This window comes from Mesorhizobium sp. 131-3-5 (genome assembly GCF_016756575.1).
GTDB classification, from domain to species: Bacteria; Pseudomonadota; Alphaproteobacteria; order Rhizobiales; family Rhizobiaceae; genus Mesorhizobium; species Mesorhizobium jarvisii.
Genome location: NZ_AP023254.1, coordinates 1,986,918 through 2,005,378 on the forward strand (window position 1 = coordinate 1,986,918; position 18,461 = coordinate 2,005,378).

General features: G+C 64.1%; 20 protein-coding genes. 8 read left to right on the top strand and 12 right to left on the bottom strand.

Annotation, left to right across the window (positions count from 1 at the left end):
- The first annotated feature begins 4 nt into the window (after positions 1 to 4).
- Together JG747_RS09685 and JG747_RS09690 are read left to right on the top strand one after the other, a co-directional pair.
- Positions 5 to 1,189, top strand: a complete 1,185-nt coding sequence (locus tag JG747_RS09685) for a CaiB/BaiF CoA transferase family protein (RefSeq protein WP_064980871.1) — start codon at positions 5 to 7, stop codon at positions 1,187 to 1,189.
- Positions 1,186 to 2,037: a citryl-CoA lyase gene (locus tag JG747_RS09690; RefSeq protein ID WP_202361670.1), complete on the top strand. Its 852-nt coding sequence runs from the start codon at positions 1,186 to 1,188 to the stop codon at positions 2,035 to 2,037. The genes JG747_RS09685 and JG747_RS09690 overlap by 4 nt, the downstream gene beginning before the upstream one ends.
- 90 nt (positions 2,038 to 2,127) lie before the next feature.
- On the opposite strand, the gene JG747_RS09695 is transcribed toward JG747_RS09690, so the two are convergent.
- Positions 2,128 to 2,604, bottom strand: coding sequence for an NUDIX hydrolase (locus tag JG747_RS09695; RefSeq protein ID WP_064980868.1), 477 nt, complete (start codon positions 2,602 to 2,604; stop codon positions 2,128 to 2,130).
- A gap of 125 nt (positions 2,605 to 2,729) precedes the next feature.
- On the bottom strand, positions 2,730 to 3,068 hold the full coding sequence (locus JG747_RS09700) for a hypothetical protein (RefSeq protein WP_202361671.1): 339 nt from the start codon (positions 3,066 to 3,068) through the stop codon (positions 2,730 to 2,732).
- Between the two features lie 443 nt (positions 3,069 to 3,511).
- Here JG747_RS09700 and JG747_RS09705 point away from each other — a divergent pair, with 443 nt between their 5' ends.
- Positions 3,512 to 4,090 carry an invasion associated locus B family protein gene (locus JG747_RS09705; RefSeq protein WP_027047394.1) on the top strand — a complete coding sequence of 193 codons (579 nt, stop codon included), beginning with the start codon at positions 3,512 to 3,514 and terminating at the stop codon, positions 4,088 to 4,090.
- Positions 4,091 to 4,205: 115 nt separating this feature from the next.
- On the opposite strand, the gene coaBC is transcribed toward JG747_RS09705, so the two are convergent.
- The 3 genes from coaBC to ubiE all read right to left on the bottom strand — a co-directional run bounded on the left by coaBC (position 4,206) and on the right by ubiE (position 8,185).
- The gene (gene coaBC / locus JG747_RS09710; RefSeq protein ID WP_202361672.1) at positions 4,206 to 5,675 is read right to left on the bottom strand and encodes a bifunctional phosphopantothenoylcysteine decarboxylase/phosphopantothenate--cysteine ligase CoaBC; all 1,470 of its coding nucleotides are present in this window, start codon (positions 5,673 to 5,675) and stop codon (positions 4,206 to 4,208) included.
- 91 nt (positions 5,676 to 5,766) lie between these two features.
- On the bottom strand, positions 5,767 to 7,341 hold the full coding sequence (gene ubiB, locus JG747_RS09715) for a 2-polyprenylphenol 6-hydroxylase (protein WP_027047393.1): 1,575 nt from the start codon (positions 7,339 to 7,341) through the stop codon (positions 5,767 to 5,769).
- Positions 7,342 to 7,408: 67 nt separating this feature from the next.
- Complete coding sequence (ubiE, locus tag JG747_RS09720; RefSeq protein WP_019861163.1) at positions 7,409 to 8,185, bottom strand: bifunctional demethylmenaquinone methyltransferase/2-methoxy-6-polyprenyl-1,4-benzoquinol methylase UbiE; 777 nt, start codon at positions 8,183 to 8,185, stop codon at positions 7,409 to 7,411.
- A 134-nt stretch (positions 8,186 to 8,319) separates the two neighbouring features.
- On the opposite strand from ubiE, the gene JG747_RS09725 reads away from it, so the two are divergent.
- The 3 genes from JG747_RS09725 (at position 8,320) to JG747_RS09735 (ending at position 10,735) form a co-directional block, all read left to right on the top strand.
- Positions 8,320 to 9,294, top strand: a complete 975-nt coding sequence (locus tag JG747_RS09725) for an adenosine deaminase (RefSeq protein WP_019861162.1) — start codon at positions 8,320 to 8,322, stop codon at positions 9,292 to 9,294.
- 126 nt (positions 9,295 to 9,420) lie between these two features.
- Positions 9,421 to 10,050 carry a uracil phosphoribosyltransferase gene (gene upp, locus JG747_RS09730; RefSeq protein WP_010911460.1) on the top strand — a complete coding sequence of 210 codons (630 nt, stop codon included), beginning with the start codon at positions 9,421 to 9,423 and terminating at the stop codon, positions 10,048 to 10,050.
- A gap of 121 nt (positions 10,051 to 10,171) precedes the next feature.
- The gene (locus tag JG747_RS09735) at positions 10,172 to 10,735 is read left to right on the top strand and encodes a TIGR02281 family clan AA aspartic protease (protein ID WP_019861161.1); all 564 of its coding nucleotides are present in this window, start codon (positions 10,172 to 10,174) and stop codon (positions 10,733 to 10,735) included.
- Here the strand turns inward: JG747_RS09735 and deoA are convergent, their stop codons facing one another.
- The 6 genes from deoA to JG747_RS09765 all read right to left on the bottom strand — a co-directional run bounded on the left by deoA (position 10,736) and on the right by JG747_RS09765 (position 17,097).
- Positions 10,736 to 12,055 (bottom strand): thymidine phosphorylase, encoded by a 1,320-nt coding sequence (gene deoA, locus JG747_RS09740; RefSeq protein WP_202361673.1) that lies wholly within the window; start codon positions 12,053 to 12,055, stop codon positions 10,736 to 10,738.
- Entirely contained in the window at positions 12,055 to 12,864 is an 810-nt protein-coding gene (locus tag JG747_RS09745) for a purine-nucleoside phosphorylase (RefSeq protein WP_202361674.1), read from the bottom strand. Before JG747_RS09745 ends, deoA begins: the two co-directional genes overlap by 1 nt.
- Before the next feature lie 30 nt (positions 12,865 to 12,894).
- On the bottom strand, positions 12,895 to 13,287 hold the full coding sequence (gene cdd, locus JG747_RS09750; protein WP_010911456.1) for a cytidine deaminase: 393 nt from the start codon (positions 13,285 to 13,287) through the stop codon (positions 12,895 to 12,897).
- Between the two features lie 168 nt (positions 13,288 to 13,455).
- On the bottom strand, positions 13,456 to 14,427 hold the full coding sequence (locus JG747_RS09755; RefSeq protein WP_010911455.1) for an ABC transporter permease: 972 nt from the start codon (positions 14,425 to 14,427) through the stop codon (positions 13,456 to 13,458).
- Between the two features lies 1 nt (position 14,428).
- Positions 14,429 to 15,568: an ABC transporter permease gene (locus JG747_RS09760; protein WP_019861158.1), complete on the bottom strand. Its 1,140-nt coding sequence runs from the start codon at positions 15,566 to 15,568 to the stop codon at positions 14,429 to 14,431.
- Positions 15,565 to 17,097 (bottom strand): ABC transporter ATP-binding protein, encoded by a 1,533-nt coding sequence (locus tag JG747_RS09765; RefSeq protein WP_010911453.1) that lies wholly within the window; start codon positions 17,095 to 17,097, stop codon positions 15,565 to 15,567. The genes JG747_RS09760 and JG747_RS09765 overlap by 4 nt, the downstream gene beginning before the upstream one ends.
- Before the next feature lie 218 nt (positions 17,098 to 17,315).
- Here JG747_RS09765 and JG747_RS09770 point away from each other — a divergent pair, with 218 nt between their 5' ends.
- Together JG747_RS09770 and JG747_RS09775 are read left to right on the top strand one after the other, a co-directional pair.
- Entirely contained in the window at positions 17,316 to 17,522 is a 207-nt protein-coding gene (locus JG747_RS09770) for a SlyX family protein (protein ID WP_169627215.1), read from the top strand.
- Positions 17,523 to 17,544: 22 nt separating this feature from the next.
- A complete protein-coding gene (locus tag JG747_RS09775) occupies positions 17,545 to 17,943 on the top strand; it encodes a hypothetical protein (protein ID WP_032931643.1) in 399 nt (132 codons plus the stop codon).
- On the opposite strand, the gene JG747_RS09780 is transcribed toward JG747_RS09775, so the two are convergent.
- A complete protein-coding gene (locus JG747_RS09780) occupies positions 17,938 to 18,399 on the bottom strand; it encodes a GNAT family N-acetyltransferase (RefSeq protein WP_010911450.1) in 462 nt (153 codons plus the stop codon). The two genes, JG747_RS09775 and JG747_RS09780, sit on opposite strands and share 6 nt — an antisense overlap.
- Positions 18,400 to 18,461: the final 62 nt, after the last annotated feature.

Consider the following 18,461-nt stretch of genomic DNA (forward strand, 5'->3'; position numbering starts at 1 on the left):
CGATATGACAGACCTGCTTTCCGGTATCCGCGTCCTTGACCTGACCAATGTTCTGGCCGGGCCCTATTGTGCCTATCAGCTGGCGCTGCTGGGGGCCGACGTGATCAAAGTCGAGGGACCGCAAGGCGGCGACCTGGCGCGTCAGCTCGGCGGTTCGCCAAGGCTCAACCAAGCCGGTATGGGCGCCTCGTTCCTGGCGCAGAACGCCGGCAAACGATCTGTCATGCTCGATCTGAAGACAGAAGCCGATCGCGAGCGTTTCCTCGATCTGGTCGCCAGTGCCGACGCGCTGGTGGAGAATTTCCGCCCCGGCGTGATGGATCGGCTTGGCCTCGGCCATGAGGCGCTGAAGGCTGTCCGCCCCGGTCTCGTCTATTGCGCAATATCGGGTTTCGGCCAGACCGGGCCGATGCGCGACAATCCCGCCTACGACCAGATCATCCAGGGCCTGTCGGGCATCATGAGCATCACCGGCACGCCGGAAACGGCGCCGCTGCGCGTCGGCTATCCGGTCGCCGATACGCTGGGCGGTCTGGTCGGCGCGTTCGCGATCGCATCGGCGTTGGTCAGGCAGAAGACAACGGGCGAGGGCGCCTTCCTCGACGTCTCGATGCTCGAATGCACGCTTTCCGCGCTTGGCTGGCCGGTGTCGAACTATCTGACGGCAGGGGTCGATCCCAGGCCGATGGGCAATGAGAACATGACGGCGGCACCTTCCGGCGCCTTTCGTACCGGCGATGGATTGCTCAACATCGCCGCCAACAAGCAGGAGCAGTTCGTGACGCTTTGCCGGCTGATTGGACGGCCGGAACTGGCGTCCGATCCTCGCTTCGCGGAGCGCGAGACGCGCAAGAAGAACCGTGCTGCGCTGAAAACCGAGATCGAGGACGCCCTGACAGATGCTCCGGCGGCCGCCTGGGAGGAACGATTGAACCGGGCAGGCGTGCCGGCGGGCCGGGTGCTGACGATCCCGCAAGTGCTGGCCGAGCCGCAAGTGCTCGAACGCCAGGTGACCGCCAATTTTGACGATGTCGCCGGGATGGACAGGCCGCTGACCGTTCTGCGCGGCGGCTTCATGGTCGATGGCGCGGCGCCGTTGCCGACGAAGCCGCCACCGGCGCTCGGCGAGCATATGGATGAGATTTTCGCCGGCCTGTCGCCGCGCGCCAAGGCAAAGGCACGGGCATGAGCGACGCGGAGAAGAAGTCAGGCCGTGAGCGCGGCGAGGAATGGTGGCAGACCGGCATCATCGAGATGAGCCCCGGCGTCATCCGGCTGCGCGGCTATGAAATCCAGGACCTGATCGGCCGTGTCTCCTTCCCGGCGATGATCTGGCTGATGTTGCGTGGTGAATTGCCCAGCGAAGACCAGGCGGCACTGCTCGGCATCGCGCTGGGCGCGGCGGTCGACCATGGGCCGCAGGCGCCGTCGATCGCCATCGCCCGCATGGCGGCAACCTGTGGTGTCGGCATCAACAGCGCCATGGCCTCGGCCATCAATGTGCTCGGCGACGTGCATGGCGGCGCCGGCGAACAGGCGCTGTCCTTCTACAGGGATATCGCTGTGGCGATCGATGGCGGGATGGCGCTGGGGGAGGCGGTCTCGGTACGGCTCGACCGGTTCTTCGTCGAGGAAAAGGGTTATGTGCCGGGGCTCGGCCACCGCTTTCACCCGGTCGATCCGCGCGCGCCGCGCCTGTTGGAACTGACCCGCGAATTTGCCGCGCGTGGCGTCGTCAATGGACGGTTCGCCGACATCGCCGAGGTGATCGAGGCGGAGGTCGCACGCCGCAAGGGCAAGAGGATACCGCTCAACATCGATGGCGCCACGGCCGTCATCTATGGCGAACTCGGCTTCCCGCCGCCGCTGACGCGCGGGCTCTTCGTGCTGTCACGCTCCGTCGGCATCCTGGCGCACGCCTGGGAGCAGTCGCAGCAGAGCGAGCGCAACAAGGGGCCGCTGCCGCGCGAATGGTTGTGGGCCTATACCGGCATGCCGGTACGCCCTCTTCCCGAAGAGGGCGGTACGAGCGGCTGAGGAATTGTCCTTGTTGTTTTGACGCAATTCCCAAGGGAAAGCGCTATGCGCTTTCCCTTGAAAACCGTTCACACTCTTTCTGGAATTGCTTTAGGTCGCGTCGGTCGGCGTGGGCTGGGGAAGTGTCAGGGTCTTCACCAGCGTCGAAAGATCCGGTTCGTCGATCAACATCGCCGCGTCGGCCGGCGTCAGCCAGGCCCGCTGTCGCCGCTTGGCCTCCTGCCAGTTGGCCAGTTCCTCGGTCACTTCAAGCAGGTAGACGATGACGTCGACATGGACAAAGCGGTTGGCCAACCGCTTCCAATAGGAATAGGTGCCGGCCGGCTGCTTCAGGGTCTTGCCAAGTACGCCGGCTTCTTCCATCGCCTCGATGGTCGCGGCCTTGCGTCCGTTCTTGCCTTTCATCGGCCACCCCTTGGGGACGATGAAGCGTCTCGTCGTTCTCGACGTGACCAGCATCACCTCGAAACTTCCATCCGCGGTCAAGCGAAAGGGGATCGCCGCCACCTGGCGGATTCTTTCCCCTTTCTTGGCCCGGCGTACGGCCTTTTTCTTCGTGGTTGTCATCTGCAATAGTCCAGTCGGTCAGTGCCCCATAGCGTGACGTGGCGCCTTTGCAAACCCAAACTGCCGCAGAGGCACCCTCAAGGTCCCCTACCATGTAAGTCGGCTAAATAAAAGAAGCCCGCCTGTCAGCGGCAGGTGCTCACGGCCGTGTTGCCGATGATCTGCGTCTGGCAGCCCGGCCTGACCCGCGGCACGACCGGCGGTGGCTGCTGGACGATTACGCGGTCCTGGTCGCGGTACTGCTGTTGCTGCTGCTGGAATTGCTGCCGCTGAATGCGGCTCTGCAAGGCCTGCAGATCGTTCTGCTGGATCAGCGCGTTGCTGTTGATCGCGGGATTGGCCACCTGCGCGGAAACGGGCAGCACAAAGCCGGCCATAAAAGTCGCGGCCAGCACCGCCGATGCAAATCCCATCGATAGTCGACGCGCCGACGTCGGCATATTCCCGCGAAAAATCCTGTTCATTCCCGCAATATAGGGTGTTTGTCCGGCGATGCCATGGCTGGTCCATCTGTTACCTTGAAATCAATCGCGACCCCGCCGTCCGGCCCGCGGCCACGGATGTCAGGCAACGCCAGCGCTGGAGACCGGAACGGACATCGCATTTAGTGAGATGCCAGCGTTGCCTCTATGGAAGGCCGGGAGTGGAGTTCTCCAACACAAGAAGCGGGAGATCGAAGGTCGCTTCGCGGCGGGGCAGATTCTGCCCGGCAACCTCGCATTGCACTTGACGGAAGCGATCGATTCGCCGCTCTATCGGGTCGGCGCCGGCCTCGGGCTGAATGGCGCCCGCATGTCCGTCAGGTACAATGGCGCCTTCGGGGAAACGGTCAACAGAATACAGTCAGCCGTCTCTCAAAGTCAGTTTCCAGGCTGGCTCGAGGCGGAGCCGGGCGGGAGAGGTCTTGATGAGGAAATACGCGTATTTGGTTGCGATGCTGGGTGCGGCCTGCATCGCCGGTGTGCCGGCAGTGGCCGCGCAGACCAAAGGCGACAAGGTGGCGGCTCCGCCCGCCGCAGCCGATGCGCCACAACTGCCGGGCGGGGCATCGGCCTTGTCCGAAACCCATGGCGACTGGACGGTCAATTGCCAGATATCGGGCACGAACAAGGTCTGCAGCCTGTCGCACCAACAGTTCAACAAGCAAAGCAACCAACGGCTGCTGGCGATCGAACTGTCGAGCAAGACCGGCGATGACGCGACAGGCACTCTTGCCCTGCCGTTTGGGCTGGCGCTCGCCAAGGGCGTCACCCTGACCATCGATGACCAGAAGCTGGACGGCAGCCTGGCATTCAACACTTGCCAGGCCGTCGGCTGCCTGGTGCCGGTGGCGTTTGACGCCAATGTCGCGCCGCTGCTCAAGAACGGCACGACGCTGAAGATCGACGCCTTCGCGGCGGATACGGGACAAGCGGTGAGCTTTTCCATTCCGCTCAACGGTTTCGGCGGCGCGCTCGCCCGCACGGCGGAGCTCTTGTCAAACTGACGGCTCAGTCCGGAATCGGATGCGCGGCGTCCAACTGGCGCCGCATGTAGTCTTTGCTGTTCGCAATTCCCTAGGGAAAGCGCTGCGCGCCTTCCCGGAATTGCTCCAATACACGTCAAACGACTGTTGTTTTCAGCCGCTCGGCAATGAGGGTGGCGAGCCGCGCCGCCACCTCGTCCTTGGTCATTTCGGGCCATTCCTCGACGCCGGCCTTCGACACGATCCGCACCCGGTTGCGATCGCCACCCATGACGCCTGAAGGGCCGATGCCGCTTTCGTGCGACACATCGTTGGCGACGATCAGATCGGCGCCTTTCTTCGCGAGCTTTGCCTCTGCGTTGCGCAAAAGATCCTGCGTCTCGGCGGCAAAGCCGACGACCAAACCGGGTCGCTGGCTGTGGTGGCCGACGCCGGCAAGGATGTCGGGGTTCTCGACCATGCGCAGCACCGGCGGTCCTTCGCCCGCCACCTTCTTGATCTTTTCGCCGGCCGAATTCTCGCTGCGCCAGTCGGCGACGGCGGCCACGAACACCGCGGCATCGGCGGGCAAAAGCTGTTCGACCGCATCGCGCATCTCTTGCGCGCGCTCGACATGGATGGTTTTCACACCGGCTGGATCGGCAATGCTCACTGGGCCGGAGACAAGGCGCACATCGGCGCCAAGCCTTGCCAATGCGGCGGCGATGGCGTGGCCCTGCTTGCCGGAGGAACGGTTGGCGATATAGCGCACCGGGTCGATCGGCTCATGCGTCGGGCCTGAGGTGACGATGATCTTGCGACCTGCCAGAGGCCTGGGGCCGGTATCGAGCCGCGCTTCGACCGCGGCGACGATCTCCAGCGGCTCGGCCATGCGGCCTTCACCGGCTTCATTGCTTTCGGCCATTTCGCCTCTGGCCGGGCCGACGAAAGTGACGCCGTCCTTGCCCAAGGTCGCACGGTTGCGGCGGGTCGCGGCATGCCACCACATTTTCGGGTTCATCGCCGGCGCCATCAGCACCGGCTTGTCGGTGGCCAGCAGCACGGTGGAGGCCAGATCATTGGCATGGCCGTTGGCGAGCTTGGCCATCAGATCGGCGGTGGCGGGCGCCACGACCAGAAGATCAGCCTGGCGCGACAGCCTGATATGGCCGACATCATGCTCGTCATTGCGATCGAACAGTTCGGTGAAAACGTGATCGGCCGACAGCGCGCCAACCGACAGGGTGGTGACGAATTCCTGTGCAGCCGCTGTCATCACCACCCGAACCGCCGCTCCGCGCTCACGCAACCGGCGGATCAGGTCCAGCGCCTTGTAGGCGGCGATGCCACCGCCAATGATGAGCAGGATGCGCTTGCCGGAAAGCGTTCCCCGCGGAAGGATCTTGCCCGCAGGGGCCGCAACCGGGGTTGCCGCATTGTGCGTGCTGGTCAGTTCGCGCAAGGTCTTTTCGATCTGGTCTATGCGGGCAGGCCCGATCTGGCCGTCGACAGCGGCCCGGATCATCACCCGCGCCTGTTCTTCCATGGAACGGTTGTTTTCCGCCGCCAACCGGCGCAGCAACTCCTTGACCTCATCGTCAAGGTTGCGGATCGTGATGCTTGCCATGTGATTGCACTTTGCTCATGCCGACCGATAGCAATGATAGCAATGCAATCATCTCGCCGCAAGTTTTCAGCTCGAGCTTCGATTTCCAGGCCTAGAGAATCTTCCAGGCGATGTAGACCAGCGTCAATGCGATCACCCACAGCGCGACGCGGCCGGAGCGGCTGTAGCGCGCCTCGGCCTTGCCGATGGCACGCGCCGTGGTCTCGTCGAAACGCAGGCCGTGCTCGGCCATCAGGTCGATCTCGCGCGACAGCCGGTCGGTGCGCGCGGCAAGCTCCGGCGCCTGGCGGGCGAGCGTCAGCAGTGCCTTGGCGCCGTCGCGCGCATCGATCATCATGCTGCGCGGGCCAAGGTTTCCGGCGATCCAGCCGCCGACCACCGGCTCGGCGGTTTTCCACATGTTGAAGGCCGGATCGAGCGTGCGCGCCACGCCTTCGACCACCACCATGGTCTTCTGCAGCAGGATCAGCTCCGGCCGTGTCGCCATGTCGAAGAGTTCGGTCACCTCGAACAGCAGCGTCAGGAGCTTGGCCATGGAAATGGTCTCGGCCGGCTGGCCGTGGATCGGTTCGCCAATGGCGCGGATCGCTTGCGCGAAGGCCGCGACATTGTGCTGGCGCGGCACGTAGCCGGCCTCGAAATGCACTTCGGCGACGCGCAGATAGTCGCGCGTGATGAAGCCGTAGAGGATTTCGGCGAGGAAGCGGCGCTCTTTCTTGCCAAGACGTCCGGCTATGCCGAGATCGACGGCGACGATGGTGCCGTTGGCCTCGACGAACAGGTTTCCCGGATGCATGTCGGCGTGGAAAAAGCCGTCGCGCAGCGTGTGGCGCAGGAACGACTGGATGAGATTGGCGGCGATCGCCTTCAGATCGTGGCCGGCCTCCTCCAGGCCTGCGATGTTGTTCATCTTGACGCCGTCGACCCATTCCATGGTCAGCACGTCACGACCGGTGCGTTCCCAGTCGACGGATGGCACGCGAAAGCCCGGATCGTCCTTGGTGTTCTCCCCAAGTTCGGAGAGTGCCGCCGCCTCGAGGCGCAAATCCATCTCGATCTTGGTGGTCTGCGCCAGCGTCTCGGTCACCTCGACAGGCCGCAGCCGGCGCGAGGAGGGGATATATTTCTCCTGCAGGTGGGCGGCGAGGAAATAGCTCTCGAGATCCTGGAAGAAGCGGCGGCGCACGCCGGGCCGGATGACCTTCACGGCAACCTTGGTGGCAGTGCCGTCGTGAATGGCTTCGGCGGCATGGACCTGGGCGATCGAAGCGGCGGCGACGGGGTCGCCGAACTCGGCGTAAAGATCGCCCACCTTGCGCCCGAGCGAGGCTTCGATGGCCGCGACCGCCTCGACCTTCGGGAAGGTATGCATCTTGTCCTGCAACATGGCGAGATCGAGCGCCATGTCGTTGCCGACGACGTCGGGCCGCGTCGCCAGGAACTGGCCGAGCTTGACATAGGACGGGCCGAGCCGGACCACCGCCTTGGCCAGCCGGTCGCTGCGCTCATAGGCGAGCGCGCGGCGGCGGGTGAACAGCCGCGCCAGCCGCCACCCGAATTTCGGCAGGCCGGAGAGTTCCTCGCCCGGCAGGGCGGCGATGACGCCCTCGCGCACCAGCACCCAGCCGGCCCGCGCGAGCCTGAAACCGGCGCCGACGCTGCTCATGGCCGCACCCGGGCCGGTCCTTGCGACCGGCATGAGCCATATCGGGGATGAGAAATGCGGGCCAGAATCAAAGCTTCCAGCCCGAATGAAGCGCGGCAATACCGCCGGAATAATTGCGGAAGGAAACGCGGTCGAAACCGGCGCGGGAAATCATTGCCGCAAAATTCTGCTGGTTGGGGAATTTCGCGATCGATTCAACCAGATAGGAATAGGGCTCGCCGTCGCCGGTGACCATCTTGCCGATCTTGGGGATGGCGTTGAACGACCAGGCTTCATAGGCCTTGTCGAGCAGCGGCATCTCGACCTCGGAAAATTCCAGGCACAGGAACCGGCCGCCGGGCTTCAGCACGCGGAACGCTTCTGCGAGCGCGACATCGATGCGCGGCACGTTGCGGATGCCGAATGCGATGGTGTAGGCGTCGAAGGTGGCGTCAGTGAAGGGCAGTTCCTCGGCATTGGCCTCGACGAAATCGGTGTTGCCGGACAGGCCCTTCTTTTCGGCGCGGTCGCGGCCGACACCGAGCATCGAGCCGTTGATGTCGAGCACGGTGGCGTGGGCGTTGCCATGGCTGGCATCGACGATCCGGAAGGCGATGTCGCCAGTGCCGCCGGCCACGTCCAGGACCTTCCAGCCCTGCCGCTTCGGCGGATTGAGCCAGGTGACCATGGCATCCTTCCACAGCCGGTGCAGGCCGGCCGACATCAGGTCGTTCATCAGGTCGTAGCGATTGGCGACCTTGTGGAAAACATCGTTGACCAAGGACTGCTTTTCGCCTTCCCCCACACGCTTGAAACCATAGGAGGTTTCCATGCCGCCCGCGGCCGTGGTTCTCTCAACTGACATTTTTTTGATCCGTCATAAAACCGGCGGGACCATAGCCGATCGATGCTGTGGGCGCTATTGTTTAAGGCGCGGTGTTCAGCCGCGCTTCCAGGTGGTGGGTTTTCAAGACCTGGACTGACCGACGGGATGTTTGAATGCCTTTGAAAGCGGAACTGCACTGCCACATTGAAGGGGCAGCGGCGCCTGAGCTCGTCATCCGCCAGGCGCAGAAATACGGCAAGGATACCGCGCCCTATATCCAGAACGGTTCCTTCGTCTGGCACGATTTTACGTCGTTTCTCGCGGCTTACGACTTTTCCGCCGATCTGTTCCGCACCGAAGAGGATTACGCCCGGCTGGCCGACCACTATCTGACCAGCCTTGCGCGCGATGGCGCCATCTATTCTGAAGTCTTCACCTCGCCGGACCATGCGACGAAAGCCGGGCTCTCGCCCAAGGCCTATACCGACGCGCTGGGCGAAGGCATGCTGCGCGCCAAGGCCAAGACCGGCATAGAGGGCCGCATGATCGTCACCGGCGTGCGCCATGTCGGCGTGGAATCGATCGAACGGGCGGCACGCTTCGCGGCGCGCTGCGGGAATCCGCTGGTCACCGGCTTCGGCGTTGCCGGCGACGAGCGCATGGGCGAGATGGAGGACTATGTCCGGGCTTTCGAGATCGCCCGCGAGGCCGGGCTCGGCATCACCATCCATGCCGGTGAACTGACGGGCTGGGAGACGGTCCAGGCGGCGCTTGACCATATCCGCCCCTCGCGCATCGGCCACGGCGTGCGCGCCATCGAGAACCCGGACCTTGTCCGCCGCATCGCCGACGAAGGCATCGTTCTCGAGTGCTGCCCCGGCTCCAACATCGCGCTCAAAGTGTTCGACAGTTTTGCCGACCATCCGTTTCCCGCCTTGCAGGCCGCCGGCTGCAAGGTGACGCTCAACTCCGACGATCCGCCCTATTTCTGGACCTCGCTGAAGCGCGAGTATGATCTCGCGGCGGAGCATTTTGCGATGAACGAAAAGGCGCTTGCCGCCGTCACCAAAACCGCCATCGAAGCCGCCTTTGTCGACAGGAAGACCAAGGCGGCACTTCTTGCCCGGCTGAACGGAGCGGCGCGCTGATTTTCTTCCGACAAAGCTGTGGTCGATGGCGGCCAAGCGGTTCCTTGGCCGGTCCATAGTCGCTAGGGTCGTTCCAGCTGCCTGAAGCGCGTCCGCGCGCCGGGCGACACGCATCAGGAGAACATCATGAAGGGCGTCACCGTCGTCGACCACCCGCTTGTCCAGCACAAGCTGACCATCATGCGCAAGAAGGAGACGTCCACGGCCGGTTTCAGGCGGCTGTTGCGCGAGATATCGCTGCTGCTCGGCTACGAGGTCACGCGCAATCTCGAGCTGACCACGACGACCATCGAAACGCCGATCGAGACCATGGAAGCGCCGACGCTGGAGGGCAAGAAGCTGGTGTTCGCTTCGGTGCTTCGCGCCGGCAACGGTCTGCTGGAAGGCTTGCTCGACCTGGTGCCGGCGGCGCGCGTCGCCCATATCGGCCTCTATCGCGACCACGAGACGCTGGAAGCGGTCGAATATTTCTTCAAGGCGCCGAGCGATCTCGCCGACCGGCTGGTGATCGTCGTCGACCCGATGCTGGCGACGGCCAATTCGGCGATCGCGGCGATCGACAAGCTGAAAGGGCGCGGCGCCACAAATATCCGCTTCCTCTGCCTTTTGGCGGCGCCCGAGGGCATCGAGCGCTTCACCAAGGCGCATCCGGACGTTCCAGTCTTCACCGCGTCCATCGACCGCCAACTCAACGAGAAGGGCTACATCATGCCCGGCCTGGGCGACGCCGGCGACCGCATGTACGGGACGAAGTAGTATCAGGCAAAGTTGCCTGGTACGATTTACCAAGCGTTTACGCAAAGACATGGTTTCGGCGCCCGTTAAAGCGGCGAACACCATCCGGCGATAATGAATCGGCTCTCACAAAGGCCGATCCATGCTGCGCAAGCTTCTCATCCTCAGCGTCTTTGCCGGGACATCGGCATCGATCCCGGTCATCTATCAGTCGAATCCGCAGATATTCGAAAACCTGCTGAAATCGACGGTGACGGCCAGGCCCGAGGTCGAGGCACAACCGCAGGTCAGCCTGGCGTCGGTTCCCGACAAGCCGGCCGCGCCGCTGCCGACCGGCCGCAAGGTCGCCGTCACAGCGGACGGGCGCGGACATTTCTCGACCACCTTCAAACTCAACGGCCGTCAGGTCGACGGCATGATCGACACCGGCGCGACGCTGGTCGCGGTCAATACGTCGACGGCGCGCAGGATCGGTCTGTCGCTCAATCCGTCCGATTTCAGCCATGAGGTCAACACCGCCAACGGCTCGATCAAGGCGGCCGTGGTGATGATCGACCGGCTGCAGATCGGCAGCATCAGCGTCGAAGATGTGCAGGCCATCGTGCTCGACGACAGGGCGCTCAGCACCAACCTGATCGGCATGAGCTTCCTCAACCGGCTCGGCAAATATCAGGCCGAAAACGGTACGTTGCTGCTTGTCCAGTAGTCAACCGCGCGGCAGGATCCGCCGCATGACGGTTTTGTCCGCCGGTGGTTTCGAGGCGCCGATCGCATAAGCCGAAAGCACAGTCGCGGCCGCCGCCTCGGCATCGGCGGGCAAGCGGGCGTGGATCAGTGCCAGTGCGTCTCCGGCACGGACTTCAGCGCCTATGGGCAGCAGCCTGGTGATACCGACGCTGGGATCGATCTTGTCGTCGGGCCTCGTGCGCCCGCCGCCCAGGCCTACCACCGCAAGGCCGATGTCGCGGGTTGCGATGCCGGAGACGAAGCCGTCCGTCGTCACCCTCACCACCAATTCCGTTGGCGCCATGGCCAGATATTTCTCCGGCTTCTCGATGAAATCCGCCGGGCCGCCGAGCACCGCCACCATGCGCGCGAAGGTGGCGGCAGCGCGGCCGCTGGTGAGCGTCTCTGTGGCGCGCCGCAAGCCGTCCTGGTTGGACGACACCAGTCCCGCCGACTGCAGCATTTCGGCGGCCAGCGCCAGCGTCACATCTTCCAGCCGCCGGTCGCGCAGGCGGCCGGTGAGGAAATCGACGGCGTTGCGCACCTCGACGGCATTGCCGGCGGCCGAGGCCAGCGGCTCGTTCATGCCGGTGATCAGTGCCGAGACCTTCAGTCCGGCGCCGCTGGCGACCTCGACCAGGCTGTTGGCGAGCGCGGTTGCGTCGCGCGACTTCTCCATGAAGGCGCCATTGCCGACCTTGACGTCGAGCACCAGCGAGCCCAGGCCGGCGGCCAGCTTCTTCGACAGGATCGAGGCGGTGATCAGCGGCACCGATTCCACGGTGCCGGTGACGTCACGGATGGCATAGAGCCGGCGGTCGGCCGGCGCCAGATCGGCGGTCTGGCCGATGATGGCGCAGCCGGTTTCCAGCACCGCCTGACGAAACAACGCGATATCGGGCTGGCTGATGTAGCCGGGGATCGCATCCATCTTGTCCAGCGTGCCGCCGGTATGACCGAGGCCACGGCCCGAAATCATCGGCACATAGGCGCCGCAGGCGGCGACGATCGGCGCCAGCATCAGCGAGACATTGTCGCCGACGCCGCCGGTCGAATGCTTGTCGGTGACCGGGCCGGGCAGGTCCGACCAGTCGAGCACGTCGCCGGAATCGCGCATGGCCAGCGTCAAGGCCACGGCCTCGTCGCGGTTCATGCCGTTGAAGAACACCGCCATGGCGAAAGCCGCGGCCTGGCCATCGGTGACGGCGCCCGAGGTAACGCCGCCGATGAAGGCAGCGATTTCGCTGGCCGAGAGCCTGTGGCCGTCTCGCTTGTGGCGGATGATTTCCTGCGGAAGCATCAGCTCTCCAGCAGTCCGTCGCGGAACATTCTGTGCAGGACCGTTGCCAGCCGCGACCCGCCGACTGGCGCCATGTCCTTGGTCTCCTGATGCGAAAGCTCGGCCCCGGTCATGCCGGCCGCCAGATTGGTGATGACCGAGCAGGCGGCGACGCGCAGGCCGAGGAAACGGGCGAGAATGACTTCCGGCACGGTCGACATGCCGACGGCGTTGGCGCCCATGATGCGCGCCATGCGGATTTCGGCCGGCGTTTCGAAACACGGGCCGGAAAACCACATATAGACGCCCTTGTGCAGCGCGGTACCGGTCGCCTTGGCGGCGCGCTCGATCGCCTTGCGGATGCCGGCATCATAGGCTTCGGTCAGGCCGACGAAGCGGCGGTCGCTGGGCTCGCCGATCAGCGGATTGCTGCCGGAGAAATTGATATGGTCGGTGAGCATCATCACCGAGCCCGGCGGCATGTCCGGGTCGACCGAACCGGCGGCGTTGGTGAGGATCAGTTTGGTGATGCCGATGCCGGCGAGCACTTCAAGCACCGGGCGCATCGCCGCCGCGTTGCCATGCTCGTAGTAATGGGCGCGGCCGGACAGCATCAGCACCGGCTTTCCGGCAAACAGGCCCGCCACCACTTCGCCGGCATGGCCGCTGACGCCGCTCCGGGGGAAACCGGGCAGGTCGGCATAGGGGACGCGGATCGGGTGCTCGATCCGGTCGACAAGGACGCCGAGGCCCGACCCCAGCACCAGCGCCGTCGACGGCGCCAGGCCGTCCAGCCTTTCGATCAGATGGTCCACGGCCTTTTCGGTCATTGCAGCCCGCTCTTCATTTGAGCCAATTCCTCATTTCAAGATGTCGCCGCGGAAACCATAGGGCAGCATGTCGCCCATGGTCACGGTCTCGGCCACACCCGTATTGTCGCAGAGGTAGAGTTTCGTGTCCGGTTGGCAGAATTCGGCCAGCCGCTGGCGGCACCCACCGCAAGGCGAGCATTTGGCCATGCGTTCGGCAAGGACAGCGATTTCGACGATCTTGCCACCGCCGCCCATGATGTAGTGGCCAAGCGCGGTGGTCTCGGCGCACCAGCCCTCGGGATAGGAGGCGACTTCGATGTTGGCGCCGGTGAAGACGCGTCCGTCCTCGGTGCGCAAGGCGGCGCCCACCGGAAATTTCGAGTAGGGCGCATAGGCCTTGGCCATGGCGGTCCTGGCCGCTTCGAACAGATCATGCGACATTTCAGTTGTTCTCTCCGATGATCGTGTCCAAAACCCGGCGCGAGGCACACGCCGGGCCGTCAAACCTTAAAGCGCGTCGCGTCGAAACGGATTCAGGCGACGCGCTTTAACTCTTTGTTTTATGCATGTCGTTCTCCCAAAACCGATGTCACTTTTGGGCGACATGCATCAGCGTTCCTTGACGTAGGGCACGCCGCCGGCGCGCGGCGGGATGGCCTTGCCGATGAAGCCGGCGAGCAGGATGACGGTGAGGATATAGGGCAGCGCCTGCATGAACTGCACCGGCACCTTGCCGATGATCGGCAGCGGCGAGCCCTGCAGGCGGATCGCCGCCGCGTCGAGGAAGCCGAACAGCAGGCAGGCGAACATGGCGTTGACCGGCTTCCACTTGGCGAAGATCAGTGCCGCCAGCGCGATATAGCCCTTGCCGGCGGTCATGTCCTTCACGAAGCCGCCATTCTGCACCATCGACAGATAGGCGCCGGCGACGCCGGTGAGAATGCCGGTGCAGATCAGGGCCCGGTAGCGCAGCCAGGCGACCGAAATGCCGGCGGTGTCGACAGCGGCCGGGTTCTCGCCGACGGCGCGCAATCTGAGGCCAAAGCGGGTGCGGAACAGCACCCACCACGTGAACGGCACCATCAGGAAGGCGAGGTAGACCAGCAGCGAATGGCCCGATATCAGTTCCGCATAGATCGGCCCGATGATCGGCACGTCCCTGACCGCCTCGGCGCCGGGCCAGACAATCGCGTCGAACCGCTCGCCCGGCTGCAGCGCCGGCGTGCGCCCGCCCTGCTGGAACCAGGCCTGACCGAGGATGATGGTCGATCCGGCGGCGATGAAATTGATCGCCACGCCGGAAACGATCTGGTTGCCGCGGTGGGTGATCGAGGCAAAGCCGTGCACCATGGCGAAGGCGACCGAAATCAGGATTGCCATGCCGAGGCCGATAAAGGCCGAATGGAACACGGAAGCAGCGGCGGCGCCGGCGAAGGCGCCGACCAGCATCTTGCCTTCCAGCCCGATGTCGAAGATGCCGGAACGCTCGGAAAAGAGGCCGGCGAGACAGGCGAGCAGCAGTGGAACCGACAGGCGGATCGTCGAGTCCAGTATCTGCACGATGGCGATAAAGACATCCATCTCAGGCGCCCTTTCCCTTGACCGCTTCCATGCCGACCGACCTCGGACTGAACGAGGCGAACAGCGCCTGGATGTAAGGCCTGAACATGTGTTCGAGCGCGCCGGCGAACAGGATCACCAGGCCCTGGATGATGACGATCATGTCGCGGCTGATCGCCGGCATTTCGAAGGCGAGTTCGGCGCCGCCCTGATAGAGCATGCCGAACAGGACCGCCGCCAGCACGATGCCGACCGGATGCAGGCGCCCCATCAGCGCCACGGCGATGCCGACGAAGCCGGCGCCGGAGACGAAGTCGATCGCGACATTGTGCTGGTCGCCCATCACCGGATTGAGCGCCATCATGCCTGCCAGCGCGCCCGAGATCATCATCGCGGTGATGATGATGCGGGTTTCCGAAATGCCGGCATAGCGCGCCGCCTTGGGGCTATGGCCATAGGTGCGCATCTCATAGCCGAGCTTGGTACGCCAGATCAGCAGCCAGACCAGGAAGGCCATGAGCAGCGCCAGCAGGAAGGTGACGTTGAGCGGCGCCGAGCGGATCTTGGCGCCGAACAGTTCGATGATCCAGTTGAGTTTCGGCAGCTCGGCGCCGGCAAGGAAGTTGCGGGTCTGCGGTGCCTGCGACCCCGCCGGCTTCAGCGGTCCGACCAGCAGATAGACCATGATCGAGGCGGCGATGAAGTTGAACATGATGGTGGTGATGACGATGTGCGAGCCGCGCTTGGCCTGCAGATAGGCGGGGATCAGCGCCCACAAAGCACCCACAAGCGCCGAAGCTACGATGGCCATCGGAAATGTCAGCCACCAGGGCAGCACGCTGTCGAACGACAGGCAGACGATGGCGATGCCCAGGCCCGCAATATAGGCCTGTCCCTCGGTACCGATGTTGAACAGGCCGCAATGCGCCGCCACAGCCACCGAAAGCCCGGTGAAGATGAAGGTGGTGGCATAGAAGAGGGTGAAGGCGATGCCGGTCCCCTTGCCGAAGGCGCCCTCGACCAGGATGACGGCGGCGCGGAACGGGTTCTCGCCGACCAGGAGCACGACGAAGCCGGCGACGATGAAGGCCACTGCCAGGTTGATCAGCGGGATCAGCCCATAATCGGCCCAGGCCGGCAGTTTGGCGTATGGCGTGCTCAAAGTGCTGCCTCCTGGCGCTCGACGCCGGCCATCAGCAGGCCAAGCTCGCCCTCGGTCGCTTCCGGACCGCGCTCCCCGACGATGCGGCCGGCAAACATTACCAGGATGCGGTCGGAGAGCGAGCGGATCTCGTCGAGCTCGACCGAGACCACCAGCACGGCCTTGCCCTGGTCGCGCATGGCGATCAGGCGCTTGTGGATGAATTCGATGGCGCCGACATCGACGCCGCGCGTCGGCTGGCCGACGATCAGCACACCCGGATCCTGCTCCATCTCCCGCGCCAGAACGATCTTCTGCTGGTTGCCGCCGGAGAAGTTCGCCGTCTTCAGGCGCGGATTGCCGGGCCGGATATCGTATTTCTCGATTTTGTCCTTGGCGTCGGCCATGATGGCATCGACGTTGAGGAATGGCCCTTTGAGATAGCGGGGGTCGTCGTGATAGCCGAGGATGGAATTCTCGTTCTCCTCGAAGGCCAGCACCAGCCCGACATGGTGCCGGTCCTCCGGCACGTGCGCTAGCCCTCGGTCGCGCAATTCGCCGGGATCGGCGGCACCCGTCAGGTCGATCGGCTTGCCGTCGAGCATGACCGAGCCTGAAACGGCATGCCTGATGCCGGAAATCGCCTCGAGAAGTTCGGATTGGCCGTTGCCGGCGACGCCAGCAATGCCGACGATCTCGCCGGCGCGCAGGTCGAAAGAGATGTCGTCGACCATGGTGACGCCGCGCGAATCCTTCACCGTCAGGTTCTTGACCGCGAGCTTGACGGCGCCGGCTTCCGCTTCGCCCTTTTCGACCCTCAGAAGCACCCGGCGCCCGACCATCAGTTCGGCCAGTTCGCCCACCGTCGTCTTGCTGGTTTCGCGCGTCGCCACCATCGTGCCCTGGCGCATAACCGAGACATTGTCGGTGATGGCCATGATCTCGCGCAGCTTGTGGGTGATCAGCACCACCGTCTTACCCTGTTCCTTCAATTGCTTGAGGATGCGGAAAAGGTGGTCGGCCTCGGCCGGCGTCAAGACGCCTGTCGGCTCGTCGAGAATGAGGATCTCGGCGCCGCGATAGAGCGCCTTGAGGATTTCGACACGCTGCTGCAGGCCGACCGGCAATTCCTCGATGATGGCGTCGGGGTCGACTTCGAGCCCGTATTCGCGCTCCAGCCGCTCGAGTTCGGAGCGTGCCTTGGCGATGCTGCTTTTCAAGAGCGCATCGCTTTCGGCGCCGAGGATGATGTTTTCCAGCACCGAGAAATTGTCGACCAGCATGAAATGCTGGTGCACCATGCCGATGCCGAGCGCGATCGCGTCATTGGGGGTCTTGATCGATGCCGGCTTGCCGCCGACGCGGATTTCGCCGCTGTCGGCCTGGTAGAAGCCGTAGAGGATCGACATCAGCGTCGACTTGCCGGCGCCGTTCTCGCCGACGATGCCGTGGATGGTGCCGCGCGCGATCTCCAGATTGATGTCGCGGTTGGCGCGCACGGCGCCAAAACTCTTGTTGATGCCGATCAGTTCGATTGCGGCTTGCGCCATGCAGCCAGTCCCACTCTTATTTTTTTATCGCTTGGTCAAAATGCCTAGCATGACGCCCCGCCCGTGCCAATTGGCCGGAGCAGTATCCACTCTCGGCAAATCCCGGTGCGCTTGTCAATTTCCAACGTGTCCGCAGGCTTCATATTCGCTAATATGACGGCGTCGAAATTCGCATCACGACGCAAGGCATTGTGGTGCAAGATCAGGGACTGCGAATGATCATGCCCGCCGACCGGCTGACGACGCTCGAAATCCGCGCCGCCGAGCAGGAAAGGACCATCGAGGAACTGTCGGGACAGATCGCCGAGCAGTGGACGGTGATCGAGCGCATGCAGCGCAAGCTCGACGCGCTGACCGATCGCTTCCTGGCGCTGGAGGAGCAAGCGGCGCCCGACGTGCCGGTGACCAAGCCGCCGCATTGGTGAGGACGAGGGGAGGGTACAAGCCATGGTCGGTGAAAGGGATCGTATCGCGCGAGCCGGCGACTACGTGCTCGGCCTGATGAACGATACCGATCGCGAACGGGCCGAGCGCGATCTGGAGATAGACCCTGCCTTCCGCGACGCGGTGCTGCAGCTTGCCGAACGCATGCATGTTTTCGACCGCGCCGAAAAACCTGCCTTGCCTGCTAATCATTGGGCGCTGGTGACGCAACGCCTCGCCGAATTGCCACAGATGCGCAGCGTTGGGCTCGGCAATGATGCCAAACCGCGAACGGTGATCCGAAGCCTGTCCCGGTCACCATACGGTGTTGGCGTGCATTCACTTGGCGGCCGGCGCGGATTTGTCGTCGCCATTGTGCTGATTGCGGTCTTCGCGCTTGGCTATCTCGTGGGTCGGCTATAGCCGGAGCTCGCGCGCCACTAACAGCATCGGGTGGCCGTCCTGCTCGAACTGCTCGACGACCACCCAGCCGAGCCCGGTATAGAAATCACGCGCTTCCCAGGTATAGAGGTAGAGCCTCTCCACGCCTATCGACGCCGCATGGGCTTCGACGGCCGCGACCAGTGCACGGCCGATCCCTTTATTGCGGTGGTTGCGATCGACGACCAGGCCGGCCAGCCATGGCGTGAGGTCGTGCGCCGGTTCCAATTCGTGGCGAACCAGCAGGCATGTGCCGACCGATATGTCGTCGATCCGGGCCACCAGCGCCGTTTCGAAGCCGTCGCCTGCCAGCAGCGTGCGTAAACCGGCGGCGTCCTCGTCCGGCGTCCTTGCGCTGCCCTCGAAAAAGGCGGCAACGCGCAATCGTGCCACCGCCTCGACGTCGCATTCGGTCATCGGTTCAATGATCGGCGTCACTCCAGCCTCGGTGCTCGTCCGTCAGAGTCTTCCAAAAACAAAACCGCCGGGACAAGGCCCGG